Source organism: Methyloceanibacter sp., from assembly GCF_058506495.1.
On sequence record NZ_JBZMXT010000023.1, the window covers coordinates 19,002 to 33,623 of the forward strand.

The 14,622-nt window shown below is 57.9% G+C and carries 27 protein-coding genes; 2 read left to right on the forward strand and 25 right to left on the reverse strand.

All coding sequences use genetic code 11. From position 1 onward, the window contains the following. Positions 1-2: 2 nt before the first annotated feature. Positions 3-1,346, reverse strand: a complete 1,344-nt coding sequence (locus AC33YF_RS06275; RefSeq protein WP_491776345.1) for a DegQ family serine endoprotease — start codon at positions 1,344-1,346, stop codon at positions 3-5. On the opposite strand from AC33YF_RS06275, the gene AC33YF_RS06280 reads away from it, so the two are divergent. Continuing rightward, positions 1,309-1,656, forward strand: a complete 348-nt coding sequence (locus tag AC33YF_RS06280; protein WP_491776371.1) for a hypothetical protein — start codon at positions 1,309-1,311, stop codon at positions 1,654-1,656. The two genes, AC33YF_RS06275 and AC33YF_RS06280, sit on opposite strands and share 38 nt — an antisense overlap. Before the next feature lie 44 nt (positions 1,657-1,700). Beyond that, the gene (locus AC33YF_RS06285) at positions 1,701-2,192 is read left to right on the forward strand and encodes an SRPBCC family protein (protein ID WP_491776346.1); all 492 of its coding nucleotides are present in this window, start codon (positions 1,701-1,703) and stop codon (positions 2,190-2,192) included. 118 nt (positions 2,193-2,310) lie between these two features. On the opposite strand, the gene rplQ is transcribed toward AC33YF_RS06285, so the two are convergent. The 24 genes from rplQ to rplW all read right to left on the reverse strand — a co-directional run. After that, entirely contained in the window at positions 2,311-2,739 is a 429-nt protein-coding gene (gene rplQ, locus AC33YF_RS06290) for a 50S ribosomal protein L17 (protein WP_491776347.1), read from the reverse strand. A 56-nt stretch (positions 2,740-2,795) separates the two neighbouring features. Further along, on the reverse strand, positions 2,796-3,812 hold the full coding sequence (locus AC33YF_RS06295; protein ID WP_491776369.1) for a DNA-directed RNA polymerase subunit alpha: 1,017 nt from the start codon (positions 3,810-3,812) through the stop codon (positions 2,796-2,798). A gap of 93 nt (positions 3,813-3,905) precedes the next feature. Further along, positions 3,906-4,295, reverse strand: coding sequence for a 30S ribosomal protein S11 (gene rpsK, locus AC33YF_RS06300; protein ID WP_491776348.1), 390 nt, complete (start codon positions 4,293-4,295; stop codon positions 3,906-3,908). Between the two features lie 75 nt (positions 4,296-4,370). Beyond that, positions 4,371-4,739 (reverse strand): 30S ribosomal protein S13, encoded by a 369-nt coding sequence (gene rpsM / locus AC33YF_RS06305; protein ID WP_491776349.1) that lies wholly within the window; start codon positions 4,737-4,739, stop codon positions 4,371-4,373. 198 nt (positions 4,740-4,937) lie between these two features. Beyond that, positions 4,938-5,588, reverse strand: coding sequence for an adenylate kinase (locus AC33YF_RS06310; RefSeq protein WP_491776350.1), 651 nt, complete (start codon positions 5,586-5,588; stop codon positions 4,938-4,940). After that, on the reverse strand, positions 5,585-6,916 hold the full coding sequence (secY, locus tag AC33YF_RS06315) for a preprotein translocase subunit SecY (RefSeq protein WP_491776351.1): 1,332 nt from the start codon (positions 6,914-6,916) through the stop codon (positions 5,585-5,587). The genes AC33YF_RS06310 and secY overlap by 4 nt, the downstream gene beginning before the upstream one ends. Positions 6,917-6,988: 72 nt before the next feature. Next, a complete protein-coding gene (rplO, locus tag AC33YF_RS06320) occupies positions 6,989-7,567 on the reverse strand; it encodes a 50S ribosomal protein L15 (protein ID WP_491776352.1) in 579 nt (192 codons plus the stop codon). An 11-nt stretch (positions 7,568-7,578) separates the two neighbouring features. After that, positions 7,579-7,782, reverse strand: a complete 204-nt coding sequence (gene rpmD, locus AC33YF_RS06325; RefSeq protein ID WP_491776353.1) for a 50S ribosomal protein L30 — start codon at positions 7,780-7,782, stop codon at positions 7,579-7,581. A gap of 27 nt (positions 7,783-7,809) precedes the next feature. Continuing rightward, positions 7,810-8,373 carry a 30S ribosomal protein S5 gene (gene rpsE / locus AC33YF_RS06330; protein WP_491776354.1) on the reverse strand — a complete coding sequence of 188 codons (564 nt, stop codon included), beginning with the start codon at positions 8,371-8,373 and terminating at the stop codon, positions 7,810-7,812. 21 nt (positions 8,374-8,394) lie between these two features. Beyond that, positions 8,395-8,757: a 50S ribosomal protein L18 gene (gene rplR, locus AC33YF_RS06335; protein ID WP_491776355.1), complete on the reverse strand. Its 363-nt coding sequence runs from the start codon at positions 8,755-8,757 to the stop codon at positions 8,395-8,397. A gap of 11 nt (positions 8,758-8,768) precedes the next feature. After that, positions 8,769-9,302 carry a 50S ribosomal protein L6 gene (gene rplF, locus AC33YF_RS06340; RefSeq protein ID WP_491776356.1) on the reverse strand — a complete coding sequence of 178 codons (534 nt, stop codon included), beginning with the start codon at positions 9,300-9,302 and terminating at the stop codon, positions 8,769-8,771. Between the two features lie 29 nt (positions 9,303-9,331). Further along, entirely contained in the window at positions 9,332-9,730 is a 399-nt protein-coding gene (rpsH, locus tag AC33YF_RS06345; RefSeq protein ID WP_491776357.1) for a 30S ribosomal protein S8, read from the reverse strand. A gap of 8 nt (positions 9,731-9,738) precedes the next feature. Further along, complete coding sequence (rpsN, locus tag AC33YF_RS06350; protein WP_491776358.1) at positions 9,739-10,044, reverse strand: 30S ribosomal protein S14; 306 nt, start codon at positions 10,042-10,044, stop codon at positions 9,739-9,741. A gap of 29 nt (positions 10,045-10,073) precedes the next feature. Next, positions 10,074-10,631, reverse strand: coding sequence for a 50S ribosomal protein L5 (gene rplE / locus AC33YF_RS06355; RefSeq protein ID WP_491776359.1), 558 nt, complete (start codon positions 10,629-10,631; stop codon positions 10,074-10,076). Beyond that, positions 10,624-10,944 (reverse strand): 50S ribosomal protein L24, encoded by a 321-nt coding sequence (rplX, locus tag AC33YF_RS06360; protein WP_491776360.1) that lies wholly within the window; start codon positions 10,942-10,944, stop codon positions 10,624-10,626. Before rplX ends, rplE begins: the two co-directional genes overlap by 8 nt. Positions 10,945-10,946: 2 nt before the next feature. Next, positions 10,947-11,315 (reverse strand): 50S ribosomal protein L14, encoded by a 369-nt coding sequence (rplN, locus tag AC33YF_RS06365; RefSeq protein WP_045367542.1) that lies wholly within the window; start codon positions 11,313-11,315, stop codon positions 10,947-10,949. A gap of 48 nt (positions 11,316-11,363) precedes the next feature. Beyond that, positions 11,364-11,609, reverse strand: coding sequence for a 30S ribosomal protein S17 (gene rpsQ, locus AC33YF_RS06370; protein WP_491776361.1), 246 nt, complete (start codon positions 11,607-11,609; stop codon positions 11,364-11,366). An 11-nt stretch (positions 11,610-11,620) separates the two neighbouring features. Continuing rightward, entirely contained in the window at positions 11,621-11,821 is a 201-nt protein-coding gene (gene rpmC, locus AC33YF_RS06375; RefSeq protein ID WP_491776362.1) for a 50S ribosomal protein L29, read from the reverse strand. 3 nt (positions 11,822-11,824) lie between these two features. After that, positions 11,825-12,238 carry a 50S ribosomal protein L16 gene (rplP, locus tag AC33YF_RS06380; RefSeq protein ID WP_491776363.1) on the reverse strand — a complete coding sequence of 138 codons (414 nt, stop codon included), beginning with the start codon at positions 12,236-12,238 and terminating at the stop codon, positions 11,825-11,827. A gap of 18 nt (positions 12,239-12,256) precedes the next feature. Next, entirely contained in the window at positions 12,257-12,976 is a 720-nt protein-coding gene (rpsC, locus tag AC33YF_RS06385) for a 30S ribosomal protein S3 (protein WP_491776364.1), read from the reverse strand. Continuing rightward, complete coding sequence (gene rplV, locus AC33YF_RS06390) at positions 12,976-13,356, reverse strand: 50S ribosomal protein L22 (protein WP_491776365.1); 381 nt, start codon at positions 13,354-13,356, stop codon at positions 12,976-12,978. Before rplV ends, rpsC begins: the two co-directional genes overlap by 1 nt. A gap of 2 nt (positions 13,357-13,358) precedes the next feature. After that, entirely contained in the window at positions 13,359-13,640 is a 282-nt protein-coding gene (rpsS, locus tag AC33YF_RS06395; RefSeq protein WP_491776366.1) for a 30S ribosomal protein S19, read from the reverse strand. Between the two features lie 3 nt (positions 13,641-13,643). Further along, positions 13,644-14,483, reverse strand: coding sequence for a 50S ribosomal protein L2 (gene rplB, locus AC33YF_RS06400; protein ID WP_491776367.1), 840 nt, complete (start codon positions 14,481-14,483; stop codon positions 13,644-13,646). Between the two features lie 4 nt (positions 14,484-14,487). Continuing rightward, positions 14,488-14,622, reverse strand: a 135-nt coding sequence (gene rplW / locus AC33YF_RS06405) for a 50S ribosomal protein L23 (RefSeq protein WP_491776370.1), incomplete at its 5' end; no start/stop codon positions are given.

A 14,622-nucleotide genomic window follows, 5' to 3' on the forward strand; every position in this document is an offset into this window, starting at 1 on the left:
GTTTAGCCTCGCACCGTTAGATCGAAGACTTTGCCGCCTCGTTCGATGGCAAGACGCCAGCGGTCCGTTCTAAATTGGAGTAGGACTGTCAATTGCTTCACAGACTCAACCTCCTGGTCGTTGACGCCGACAACAATGTCACCGCGACGCAGACCAAGCCGCCCAGCATTGGAACGGCGCTCGACTTTCATGACAACAACACCGCTTCCACCATCGTCATCCAAGCCCAGCTCCGTTGACACGGCCGGAGATAGATTGGCGACGCGACTTCCTGCGAACGGGTGTGGACCCGTTAGATCCCGTGCGTCACGCGGCGGATCCTCAAGCGGAACAACCGTCGTCATTGTTGTGCGGAAGCGCTTTCCTTCGCGAAAAAAACTGAGCTCTACAGTGTTACCGACACCAGTCGTAACAAACCTATACTCAAGCGCCTCTGGATCCTGAATATCCTTACCATCGAAACTAACGATGACGTCGCCGACTTCTAGCCCAGCACCCTTAGCGGGGCCTCTCTCATGGATCCGCGTGACGATCGCGCCAGCCGGCCGCTCCAGACCAATAGACTCAGCTAGGTCTGAGGTTAGCGGCTGCAGCGAAGCGCCGAGCCAGGGGCGTTGCACCTTGCCGCCTTCGAGCGCGGATTGAACAACCACTTGCACCATGTTGGACGGAATCGCGAATCCGATCCCGTGAGATCCACCGCTCCTCGAAAAGATGGCAGTGTTAATGCCGACAAGCCGCCCATCCATGTCGACCAGCGCCCCACCGGAGTTGCCAGGGTTGATGGCGGCATCTGTTTGAATAAAGAACTGGTAGTCTGAGATACCTACCTTTGTTCGTGCCAATGCTGAGACAATGCCGCTTGTAACTGTTTGCCCAACGCCGAAGGGGTCTCCAATCGCGAGCACCAGATCGCCAACCTCAAGCCCATCTGAGTTTGCGAACTGAATTGCCGGGAACGTGGCGCCGTCACCATCCAGGCGCAGTACTGCCAAATCGGTCTGTTCGTCTTTCAAGATCAGCGTGGCCCGGAACTCGCGCCCGTCGCTCAAGGCAACGGTGATCTCCGACTCTCCGCCGCTGCGGATTACATGGTAGTTGGTGACCACAACGCCTTCGGTGCTAACCAACACACCGGATCCGAGCGAGTTCTGAACCCGCTCTCGCGGCACGCCGAATTGCTGACCGAAGAAACGTCGGAAAATGGGATCATTGAAAAATGGCGAGACGGATTGCTTAATCCTGTGACGGACGTAGACGTTCACGACGGTAGGCGCCGCGCGCTTCACCACGGGAGCAAAGGACTGCTTGATCGCCGCCGCGCTCTTCGGCACGACCCTGGTCACAACTTCGTCCTGCGCTGAGGCGCTTCCCGGTACGCCAAGACAGAATACCGCCGCAAAAAAGCTAAGTTTGCAAAGTCTTCTCAGCAAATTATCCAAACGTGTCATCTTTCGCTCTGCTAATGAATTTGAAGAGGATGGAACGCATACCTTGGCGGGAGCAAGACACCACAACCGTCTTACAAAGAAAACAGGTCTTCTTACGGCGACTAGCGACGCAATTCCCACCCAAGAAGCTGAAAAACCGACCGAGCGTAACTGCCCGCAGCCGGTTGCCGACGGACCCTTTTTAACTAAGATGCCGCAACGGTGAAGGCCTTCGCCGTCAATAAATTAGGAATGATTGGAGAGAGACGTATGCGTATTGTCCAAACATTTTTGGCCGCGCTGGCGGCTACGATAATGGTCGGCGCCGCAGCACAAGCCGCGGAAGTCAAGAAGCAGGTGGAAGCTCCTGGTACGCCCGAAAGTGTTTGGGCCATGGTTGGCGACTTCTGCGCGATCAAGGACTGGCACCCGGCGGTCGCTGAGTGCGAGGAATTCGAAGAAGGTGGCGAGACATTTCGCACACTCACCCTGGGTGACGGCGGCAAGATCAAAGAACGGCTGACCGATTCCGGCGACACGAGCTATAGCTACGAGATCATCGAAAGCCCACTTCCGGTGAAGAACTACTCCGCGAGATTCGAAGTCAACAAGGATGATGATGAGAACACCGTTGAGATCGAGTGGGAGGCCAAGTTCGATCCCGCTGACGGTGTCGAGGAAGCTAAGGCCGTTGAGGTCATCACCGGTGTCTTCGAAGCAGGGGTTAAGAGCGTTCGCGAGAAGGCCGCGGCTGCCAACTAACGGCCGGAGTCGATCACGGATCGGCTCGTCTATTTTTGCCTGATAAACAATACAGGCGCATCGCCAAGCGGTGCGCCTGATAATTTCTCGACGGGTGCAGAGAGCCCGTGTCCTATTCTTACGCGGCGACGGGCTCGCCTTCTTCCTCAAGCTCTTGGGACGGACCAGAGTCCTGGCCGCGCGCGTCCTCGTCGCGGTCAACAAACTCGATCACAGCCATTGGCGCTGAATCCCCGAATCGGAAGCCGGCTTTGAGTACACGGGTGTACCCGCCCGGACGCTCCGCATACCGCGGTCCAAGCGTCTCGAACAACTTGGCAACCATATCCTCATCGCGAATGCGCGCGAACGCCTGGCGGCGCGCATGAAGGTCGCCGCGTTTTGCAAGCGTGATCAGCTGATCGGCTATGCGACGCAGTTCTTTCGCCTTCGGCAATGTCGTCACGATCTGCTCATGCTTGATGAGCGCGGATGCCATGTTCGCAAACAGCGAACTCCGATGCGTTGACGTCCGGTTTAGCTTCCGGCCTGCCTTGCGGTGTCGCATTGACTTATCCTCTTTCGACGCTGGTCACACCCGCCCGCGCAGTGCGGAAACAGCGGCTAGTAATGATCTTCGAAGCGCTTGGCGAGCTCTTCGATGTTTTCCGGCGGCCAATCCGGCACATCCATGCCCAGGTGCAGGCCCATGGAGGCCAGGACCTCCTTGATTTCATTCAGCGACTTGCGGCCGAAGTTCGGCGTGCGGAGCATCTCCGCTTCGGTCTTCTGAATGAGGTCGCCGATGTAAACGATATTGTCGTTCTTCAGGCAGTTCGCCGAGCGAACCGATAGCTCCAACTCATCGACCTTCTTCAACAGCGCGGCATTGAAGACCAGCTCTGGCTGTTGCGGGAAGGTCTGCTCTTTCTTCGGCTCTTCGAAATTGACGAAGACCGATAGCTGATCCTGAATGATGCGGGCCGCGAGCGCGACCGTGTCCTCAGGGCGCACAGAACCATCCGTCTCGATATTCATCGTCAGCTTGTCGTAGTCGAGGATCTGCCCTTCACGAGTGTTCTCAACGCGATAGGAGACCTTACGCACGGGGCTGAACAAAGAGTCCACGGGGATGAACCCGATCGGGGCATCGTCCGGGCGGTTGCGCTCAGCCGGCACATAGCCTTTTCCGGACGCAGAGGTGAACTCCATATGGATGGCTGCACCCTCATCCAACGTACAGATCACGTGATCCGGATTAAGGATCTCAACCTCCGAGCCGCCTTGGATGTCACCGGCCGTTGCGATCCCCGGTCCTTCTTTCTGAAGAACCATGCGCTTGATGCCTTCAGAGTGCTGGTTGACCGCAACTTCCTTGATGTTCAGGACAATGTTGGTCACGTCCTCGCGCACACCGGGGATGGACGAAAACTCGTGTAGCACACCGTCGATATGCACCGATGTGATCGCAGCGCCTTGGAGCGATGAGAGGAGTACACGGCGCAATGCATTGCCGAGAGTCAGACCGAAACCACGCTCAAGCGGCTCGGCAACAATCGTTGCATACCTGTCGGGATCGCGACCCGCGGTGATGTTCAGTTTGGTGGGCTTGATGAGATCTTGCCAGTTCTTTTGCAGCACCGGTGTCGCCCTTTCTTGATCGTTGCGTGGAGCCTCCGGCTCCGGAATACGAATATCGTCGTCCAGCATCGTCTCTAGGATTGCCTTTTCGTCTTAGACGCGGCGGCGCTTGCGCGGCCGACAGCCGTTGTGCGGAATGGGCGTCACATCCCGAATGGAAATGATGTTGAAGCCCGACGCTTGCAACGCACGTAACGCGGACTCACGGCCAGATCCTGGGCCTCGAACCTCAATCTCAAGGTTTTTCATGCCGTGCTCGGATGCCTTCTTTCCAGCATCTTCAGCCGCTACCTGAGCTGCGTAAGGGGTCGATTTGCGTGACCCCTTAAATCCCATTGCACCCGCCGAAGACCAAGAAATCGCATTTCCTTGCGCATCGGTGATGGTGATCATGGTGTTATTGAAACTTGCATGCACATGAGCCACGCCAGACGTGATATTCTTTCGTTCCCGACGGCGGACCCGTGCTTTTTCCTTTGCCATGCTCTATTCCCGCGAATTCCAGTGAGTGGCGGCGGCAGCAACGCAAACGCGCCGTGCCACGCGTTCGGAGTAGCTCTACTTCTTCTTACCTGCGATCGGCTTCGCCGGCCCTTTACGCGTGCGCGCGTTGGTATGTGTACGCTGTCCGCGTACCGGCAGACCACGGCGGTGCCGCAAGCCGCGATAGCACCCTAAGTCCATAAGACGCTTGACATTCATCGACACTTCACGCCGAAGATCTCCCTCGACCACGTAATCGCGGTCGATGGTCTCCCGAATCTGGATTACCTCGGATTCCGTGAGTTCATTCACCCTCCGCTCGGAAGGAATAGAAACTTTTTTACAGATTTCCTTGGCAAAGGCATCGCCGATTCCATGGATATAGGTCAGCGCGATCTCGACCCGCTTGTTGGTCGGAATGTTCACGCCTGCAATTCGGGCCACTTCGTCGCCTCCTTAAACAGCACACGCCAACGTGCTAAAACAAAACCAAATTCGCCGATTGAAACACAAAAAAACCGACCTCGGACAGGCAGTGCCCTCCGGGTCCGGTCAATCCATCAAGCCATGGAACGCGACTATGTAGCGATTCCGCTTGACAAGGTCAACTGGCCCGCAGAGCCGAAAACCCTGGATTACTGCCTATTCTACGTCCAGTGCTTGATCTATCTCTTTCTGAACCGTCGAAATATCGGCCATGCCATCGACGGTCCTGACCTTACCTTGCGCTGTATAATACCCCACAAGCGGCTTTGTCTGATCGTGATATGCCTTCAGTCGTTCCCGCACCACTTCCTCGGTGTCGTCTTTGCGCCGTTTGAATTCTGTTGAACCACAACGGTCGCAGACGCCTTCTACTTTCGGCTTCTTGAATTCCGTGTGGTAGCCCTCACCACAATTTGCGCAGGTATAGCGTCCCGTAATCCGGCCCACGAGCACATCGTCCTGGACATCGATGACGACAACTCGGTCGACCGCGTCCCCGCGTGACTGCAGGAGTTCATCCAACGCTTCAGCTTGACCAATGGTGCGCGGAAAGCCGTCGAGAATGAATCCCGCGCCGCCCTCGTCCTGATCCATCCTCTCGGAAATCAGGCCAATGACAAGCTCATCTGGGACCAGTTCACCCCGCTCCATGATACCGCCAGCCTGCTGGCCAAGCTTTGTGCCAGCCGCGACCGCGGCGCGCAGCATGTCGCCCGTCGAGAGCTGCACCAACCCGCGCATATCCTCTAGCCGCTTGGCTTGAGTCCCCTTTCCTGCGCCTGGCGCGCCCAGCATCACCAAGTTCATCTTCGCCGTCCTCTCAGCTTCGCCTTCTTGATGAGGCCTTCATATTGATGGGCAAGAAGGTGACTCTGAACTTGAGCCACTGTGTCCATAGTCACGCTAACGACAATGAGGAGCGAGGTGCCGCCGAAGTAGAACGGAACGCCCCACTCAGCGATAAGGATTTCTGGAAGCACACAAACCGCGGCGAGGTAGATTGCGCCGACCACTGTGATCCGTGTGAGAACGTAATCAATGTATTCTGCGGTGCGTTCCCCGGGTCGGATGCCGGGGAGGAAGCCGCCATACTTCTTGAGGTTATCGGCAGTGTCCTTAGGATTGAAGACAATCGCCGTATAGAAGAACGCAAAGAAGACGATCAAAGAAACATAGATCAGGATGTAAAGCGGCTGCCCGCGGCCGAGCATCGCCGTTATGGTATTCAGCCACTCGGGGCCCTGACCGGCCGAGAAATTGGCCACCGTGATCGGTAGAAGAAGTAGCGAGGATGCAAAGATTGGCGGGATGACGCCGGCCGTATTCAGCTTCAGAGGCAGATGCGATGCATCGCCCTGGAACATCTTATTGCCGACCTGCCGTTTCGGATACTGCACCAGCAAACGCCGCTGAGCCCGCTCCATGAAAACGATGAAGCCAATCACGATGGCGCCAAAGACGAATAGCGCGATGATCAGACCAACAGACAGCGCACCCTGGCGGCCAAGTTCCAGCGTTCCAATCAATGCCGACGGAAGCTCCGCGACGATACCGGCGTAAATGATCAACGAAATGCCATTGCCGACGCCGCGTGCGGTGATCTGCTCGCCGAGCCACATAAGGAAGATCGTGCCGCCGACCAGCGTTATTACGGTCGTGATGCGGAAGAACCAACCCGGGTCGGTAACAATGTTGCCAGCGCCCTCGAGGCCAACGGCAATGCCGTAGCCTTGAAGCGCGGCCAACAGAACCGTGCCGTAGCGGGTGTACTGGTTGAGCTGACGACGTCCTTGCTCACCCTCCTTTTTCAGCTGTTCCAGCGTTGGCGAGACAGTCGTCAAAAGCTGAATGATAATCGACGCCGAGATGTACGGCATGATGTTGAGCGCGAAGATCGCCATGCGTCCGACAGCGCCGCCGGAGAACATGTTGAACATGCCCAAAATACCGGATTGCTGCTGCCTGAAGACGTCGGCGAGTGCGTCAGGATTGATTCCCGGTATCGGAATGTAGGTTCCAAGCCGGTAGATCACGAGCGCGATCAGCGTGAACATGATGCGCTTCTTGAGTTCGTCGGCCTTCGCAAACGCCGCGAAATTCAAGTTTGAAGCGAGCTGTTCTGCCGCAGAAGCCATTGGCGCTCTTTCCTCTTGCAAGACAGTGGGGCAGTACTCCTCGGCGACCAGCCCATCGTGTCTTGAATTGTGCTAGTCTGACGTGTGCTTTTTTGCTGAGGATTTCTTCGTTGCCGCCCTCTTGGGCGCGGACTTCTTCGCAGCAGCCTTCTTTGGCGAAGCCTCGCCATCCTGCTTGGCCGAGCGTTTCGGCATGGGGGTCAGAGTGACGGTTCCGCCTGCAGCTTCGACGGCCTTGACAGCACCGCTCGACGCACCGGTGACCTCGAAGGACACTTTGGACTTCAGCTCGCCCCGGCCAAGCAGACGGACACCATCACGGGCACGACGGACAACCCCAGCATCAATCAAGGCCTGCACCGTCACAGGCTTGGACGCATCAAGCTTCTTGTCGTCAATCGCCGTCTGGATACGCCCGACATTCACTTCATTGAAGTGTTTCGCAAACTTGTTGTTGAAGCCACGCTTCGGCAGGCGCATGTGAATTGGCATTTGCCCGCCCTCGAAGCCTTTGATGGCCACGCCGGAACGCGATTTCTGGCCCTTTTGGCCTCGGCCCGACGTTTTGCCCAGACCGGAGCCTAGACCGCGCCCAACACGCTTCTTCGACGTTGTCGCGCCAGGAAGGTCGCGAAGATCGTTTAGTCGCATCTCACCAATCCTTAGGCTCCGGCCTCTTCCTCGACGATGCGCACCAAGTGGCTTACCTTAGCCACCATGCCGCGCACTTCCGGGGTGTCGACCAGTGTCCGCCGTTTGTGCATCTTATTCAGGCCGAGCCCGATTAAGGTCGCGCGCTGCGCGCCGGGGCGCCGGATCGGACTTCCGATCTGCTCCACAACGATTGTCTTCTTGATCTCGGCCATTGTCTCTAACCTCGTCTTCTCAGGTGCCTAGGCTTGCGCTTCGGCTCCGTCGCCTGCCTGATCACGGCGGCGCGATACGATTTCGCTGACCTTTTTGCCGCGCCGTGCTGCAACGCCGCGGGGGCTGTCCTCGTGGCGCAGCGCGTCGAACGTAGCCCGCACCATGTTGTACGGGTTCGAGCTGCCGAGCGACTTCGCGACCACGTCTTGAATGCCAAGTGTCTCGAACACGGCGCGCATTGGGCCGCCCGCGATGATTCCGGTGCCTGGTGGCGCCGCACGCAAGATCACCTTGCCGGCTCCGTGCCGCCCGCGCACGTCGTGATGCAAAGTCCTGCCCTCGCGTAGCGGCACCTTAACGAGGTTACGCTTCGCCGACTCGGTTGCCTTGCGGATCGCCTCAGGCACCTCACGCGCTTTGCCGTGGCCGAAGCCGACGCGGCCCTTCTGGTCTCCAACGACGACCAGCGCAGCAAAACCAAAGCGCCGTCCGCCCTTCACCACTTTGGCGACGCGGTTGATATGAACGAGCTTATCGACGAATTCGTTATCGCGATCGTCGCGCTCTCTACCCTGCTGGCCTCGTGCCACGGTCGATCCTTTCCGAATGCCTTAAAAGTTGAGACCCGCCTCACGGGCCGCGTCTGCGAGCGCCTTGATACGCCCATGATAAATATATGATCCGCGGTCGAAGACGACGTCCTTGACCCCGGCCTTTACCGCCCGCTCCGCAACTAGCTTACCGACAGCTTCCGCTGCCGCCGTATCGCTGCCCTTCGGGAGCGCGCCTTTAAGGTCTTTATCGAGGCTCGATGCAAACGCGAGTGTCGTGCCCACACGATCGTCGATAACCTGCGCGTAGATATGCTTCGACGAACGGAACACCGACAGACGCGCTCGTCCGTTGGCCGCCCGCTTCAGCGAATGCCGCACGCGGCGCGCGCGCCGCGAAGTGCTGTTGTTCACCGTACCCATCTTCAATCCCGCTACTTCTTCTTGCCTTCCTTACGGAAAATGTACTCGCCGGCATATTTCACGCCCTTGCCCTTGTAAGGCTCCGGCGGACGGTAACGGCGGATTTCAGCAGCAACTTGGCCAACCAACTGCTTGTCGATGCCGCTGACCACAATTTCGGTCGGCTTCGAACACTTGACCTCGATGCCCTTGGGGATCTCGAAGTCAACGTCGTGGCTGAAACCCAGCTGCAACTGCAGCGTTTGACCTTTCATTGCCGCGCGATACCCAACACCGTTGATCTCCAGCGTCTTCGAGAACCCTTCTGTCACACCTGTGACGAGGTTGGCGACGAGCGTGCGCGACATTCCCCACATCGCGCGCGCGTCCTTGTTGTCCTCGCGCATGCCGAGTTCAATCCCGTTATCGCCCATCTTGGCGATAATCTGGTCGACCAGCACGTGGCTGAGTTCGCCCTTGGGCCCTTTGACCTTGACTTCCTGACCGTCCACAGAGGCGGTGACACCGCCAGGGAGAGAGACTGGTTTATTGCCGATGCGCGACATTGATCAAACCTTCGCTTCAAATGGCTCCGCTAGAATACACTGCAGAGAATCTCACCACCGACATTCTCGTTGCGCGCCTGCGAATCCGACATGACACCCTTCGGCGTCGAGAGAATTGACACACCAAGACCGTTCGCGACGGTCGGAAGATTTTTTACCGACGAGTACACGCGCCGACCCGGTGTAGACACGCGCTTGATGTCCTTGATCACCGGTTCTCCGTCAAAATATTTGAGCTCAATCTCAAATTCAGACTTGCCGCCGTTGTAGTCGACACGTGCGTAACCACGGATATAGCCCTCGTCAGCCAACACATCGAGCACGCGTTCGCGTAGCTTCGAGATTGGCGTGGAGACCTTATTCTTCCGCCGCATCTGCGCATTGCGGATGCGGGTCAGCATATCGCCGAGAGGATCGTTGATGTTCATCGAAGTCCTTACCAGCTTGACTTAACCATGCCCGGGATCAGCCCGTTGCTTGCAAGATCGCGCAGCGCAATGCGCGACATACGAAGTTTGCGGTAGTACCCGCGAGGCCGACCGGTGAGATCGCAACGGTTGTGAATGCGCGTCGGTGAAGCATTGCGCGGAATCTGCGCCAGTTTCAGTCGCGCTGCGAAACGCTCCTCTGCGGGGAACGACTCATCACGAGCGATCGCTTTAAGGCGAGCCCGACGAGCCTCGTACTTCTTAGCAAGGCGGCGGCGCTTTTTGTCCCGCTCGATCATGCTTGTCTTAGCCATTCAATCCTCCTATCGCAGCCAGCCCGTGCCTAACTACGGAACGGAAAGTTCAAACCCTTCAACAGCGCGCGCGCTTCATCGTCATTCGACGCTGTCGTGCACACGACGATGTCCATACCCAGCACGTCTTCCACTTTGTCGTAGTCGATCTCAGGGAAAACAATGTGCTCCTTCAGACCCATGGAATAATTGCCGCGCCCATCAAAACTCTTCGGATTAAGTCCTCGAAAATCGCGAACGCGCGGCAGCGCGATATTCACGAGCCGATCGATGAACTCGTACATCCTGTTCTTCCGCAGCGTCACCTTCACGCCGATCGGCATACCCTCGCGAAGTTTGAACGCGGCGATGGACTTGCGAGCCTTCGTGATAACCGGGCGCTGCCCTGCAATCAGCCCGAGGTCGTTGGCTGCGGACTTGACCTTCTTCGAGTCGCCCACGGCCTCACCAACCCCGATATTCAAAACCACCTTCTCTAGGCGGGGGATTTGCATGACATTCTTGTAGGCAAACTCGTTCTTGAGATCGCCCCGAATGACGTCGCGATACTGCTGTTTCAGTCGCGGTGTGTAGACTTGCTCAGCCATCGATGACCTCGCCCGAACGCTTGGCAAAACGCACCTTGCGTCCGTCCTTAAGAAATTTATAGCCAACCCGCGTGGGCTCCCCGTCCTTGGGGTCCTCAAGCGCGAGATTCGAAATATGGATCGGGGCTTCCTTGGTAATGATGCCCCCTTCCTGATTTGCCGTCTGCCGTTGGTGGCGACGCATTTGCGCCACGCCTTGGACGATGGCTCGGTGCTCGGATGGAATGACCTTCAGGACTTCGCCCTTCTTGCCTTTGTCCTTGCCCGTCAGGACCACAACGTGGTCGCCCTTTTTGATCTTCAAGCCCGCCATAATCACAGCACCTCCGGGGCGAGCGACACGATCTTCATGTGCTTCTTCGCCCGCAACTCACGCGTCACGGGGCCGAAGATACGCGTACCGACCGGCTCGCCCTGCGCGTTGACCAAAACCGCCGCGTTGCGATCAAAACGGATCAATGAACCGTCCTGACGCCGAACGCCTGTCGCGGTCCGAACGATGACGGCCTTCATGACCTGACCCTTTTTGACGCGGCCCCGCGGAATCGCTTCTTTAACGCTCACCACGATAGTGTCGCCGATCGACGCGTACTTCCGCTTCGAACCGCCAAGCACCTTGATGCACTGGACGCGCTTTGCGCCCGAGTTGTCGGCGACATCGAGATTGGTCTGCATCTGAATCATGGCATTCGCCCTTATTCAGGCCTTCATCGAGGCCCCTCGTTATTCGCCTTAGCTAGCTGCCTGCTCGCGCGGCAAGACCACCCAACATTTCTGTTTCGACATCGGCGCGCACTCCTCGATCGAAACCTTCTCGCCGACTTTGAACTCATTGTTCTCGTCGTGAGCGTGGTAGTTCTTGGAGCGACGGACCACTTTGTGAAAACGGGGATGCGTGAAGCGGCGCTCGACCTTGACCACAACGGTCTTGTCGCTCTTGTCGCTCACCACTGTCCCAATCAATACGCGTTTCGGCATCGTATCTACCTTTAAGCCTTCGCAGCTGCGCTCTTTTCGCGCGCAAGCGTCTTGACGCGCGCAATATCGCGACGCACCTGCCGTACCCGCGCCGTATTCTCAAGCTGCCCCGAGGCCGCTTGGAAGCGCAGGTTGAACTGCTCCTTCTTCAACTTGACCAGCTCATCATTGAGCTGATCGATCGTCATGTCGTTCACTTGGCTCGCCTTCATCGCTTAGCCCTCGATACGCGCCACAACGCGCGTCTTAACCGGCAACTTCGCTGCTGCCAGTCGCAACGCCTCGCGAGCCACGGGCTCGCCGACACCGTCGATCTCAAACATGATGCGGCCTGGCTTGACCTTCGCCGCCCAGAACTCCGGCGTACCCTTACCCTTACCCATGCGAACCTCTGTGGGTTTCTTAGACACAGGGACATCCGGGAAGATGCGGATCCAAACACGGCCGGCCCGCTTCATTTGACGCGTCATGGCGCGGCGGGCCGCCTCGATCTGCCGTGCGGTTACCCGCGCGGGCTCCTGGGCCTTCAGACCAAACGTTCCGAAGTTCAGCGAAGATCCTCCCTTAGCCGCACCCTTGATACGGCCCTTCTGCATCTTGCGGAACTTTGTGCGTTTCGGTGACAACATTGTCTCTAAGTCCTGCCTTTAGCGTTGCGCCCGCGCGGAGTCGCGCCGACCCCCAGAGCGTCCACCTTCTTGGGCCTCGAGGGCTTTGTTCTCTTGGGCCATGGGATCGTGCTCCATAATCTCGCCCTTGAAGATCCAAACCTTGATGCCGATAATTCCGTAGGCCGTCCGCCCGAGCGCGGTGCCGTAATCGATGTTGGCGCGGAGCGTATGAAGCGGCACACGTCCCTCACGGTACCATTCCATGCGCGCGATTTCCGCACCGCCAAGCCGGCCCGCACAATTGATACGAATGCCGAGTGCGCCCATGCGGATCGCAGATTGAACTGCGCGCTTCATCGCCCGACGGAACGCCACGCGACGCTCAAGCTGCTGTGCGATACCTTCTGCGACCAACGTGGCATCGATCTCGGGCTTGCGCACCTCAACGATATTCAGATGCACTTCGGAGTCCGTCATCGTTGCGAGTTCGCGGCGAAGCGTCTCGATATCCGCGCCCTTCTTACCAATCAGGATGCCCGGGCGCGCGGTATAGACCGTGACGCGGCACTTCTTATGTGGACGCTCAACGACAACCTTCGAAATGCCAGCCTGCTTGCGGGTCTTCAGGATGTGCTCGCGCATCTTGATGTCTTCGTGCAGCAGATCAGCATACTCGCCGCGCGAGGCAAACCAACGCGAGTCCCAAGTACGGTTGACCCCGAGCCTAAGCCCAATCGGATTGACTTTCTGTCCCATTAAGCAGGCTCCTCAACTTGACGTACGACCACGGTCATCTGCGAAAATGGCTTCAAGATCCGCGAAGCTCGGCCGCGCGCGCGCGCCTGAATGCGCTTCATCACGATGTTCTTGCCTACATAGGCTTCGGATACCACCAACGCATCAACGTCGAGGTCGTGATTGTTCTCTGCATTCGCGATCGCCGACTCCAGAGTCTTCTTGACGTCCCTGGCAATCCGCTTGCGCGAAAACGTGAGATCGGCAAGCGCGCGATCGACCTTCTTGCCCCGAATGAGCTGAGCCACGAGGTTCAGCTTTTGTGGGCTCACACGGATAAGACGGGTAACCGCCCTCGCCTCATTGTCCTTGAGCGTGCGCTCTTTCTGCAGCTTGCCCATGACTACTTGCCCTTCTTCGCTTTCCTGTCGGCGGCGTGACCGTAATAGGTCCGTGTCGGTGAGAACTCACCGAACTTGTGACCCACCATGTCTTCCGTCACCAAAACTGGGACGTGCTTCTGCCCGTTGTGGACCCCAAAGGTCAGCCCCACGAACTGCGGGAGAATTGTCGAGCGGCGAGACCACATCTTGATCACAGCGTTGGACCCACTCTCACGCGCCTTCTCGGCCTTCTTCAAGAGGTAGCCGTCGACGAACGGACCTTTCCAAATCGAACGTGCCACGTCTTATCCCTTCTTCTTCTTCATATGGCGGCTGCGCAGAATGTACTTGTCGCTCGCCTTGTTGGTACGGGTCCGCTTACCCTTGGTAGACTTGCCCCAAGGAGTGACCGGATGCCGGCCACCGGACGTCCGCCCTTCACCACCGCCATGCGGATGATCGATTGGGTTCATCGCCACGCCGCGCACCACGGGCTTGCGGCCCTTCCAGCGACTGCGGCCAGCCTTCGATAACGAAACGTTTGCATTGTCCGGGTTGGAGACCGCGCCTACCGTTGCCATGCAGGTCGCGGGAACCATGCGTGTCTCGCCAGAGTTTAGGCGCAGGATCGCATAGCCGGAGTCGCGGCCAACGAGTTGCACATAGGCGCCGGCAGCGCGGGCGATCTGACCGCCCTTACCCTGCTTCATCTCCACATTGTGGACAATCGTGCCAATGGGCATGCTCGCAAGCGGCATTGCATTGCCAGGCTTCACGTCAACTTTTTCGTCGGCGATCACCTTATCGCCCGGCGCCAGACGCTGTGGAGCCAGAATGTAGGAAAGCTCGCCGTCGTCGTACTTAATCAGCGCGATGAAGGCCGTGCGGTTCGGATCATACTCAAGCCGCTCGACCGTCGCCGAAACGCCCAGCTTTTTCCGCTTGAAGTCGACCTTGCGATAGGTGCGCTTATGACCGCCACCGCGGTGCCAGATCGAGACGCGTCCCGTATTGTTGCGGCCACCCGATTTGTTCAAACCCTCAGTGAGCGGCTTGACCGGCTTGCCCTTCCACAGATGGCTGCGGTCCACAAGCACCAGCTGGCGCTGGCTCGGCGTGGTCGGTTTGAATGTCTTCAACGCCATCGCGCTAGATCCCTGTCGTCACGTCGATCTTGTCGCCTTCGGCGAGCTTGACGACGGCCTTCTTCGTATCCTTCTGAGTGCCCTTAACGCCTCGAAAGAACTTGGTTTTGCCTTTGCGGGTCAGCGTGTTCACCGTCAG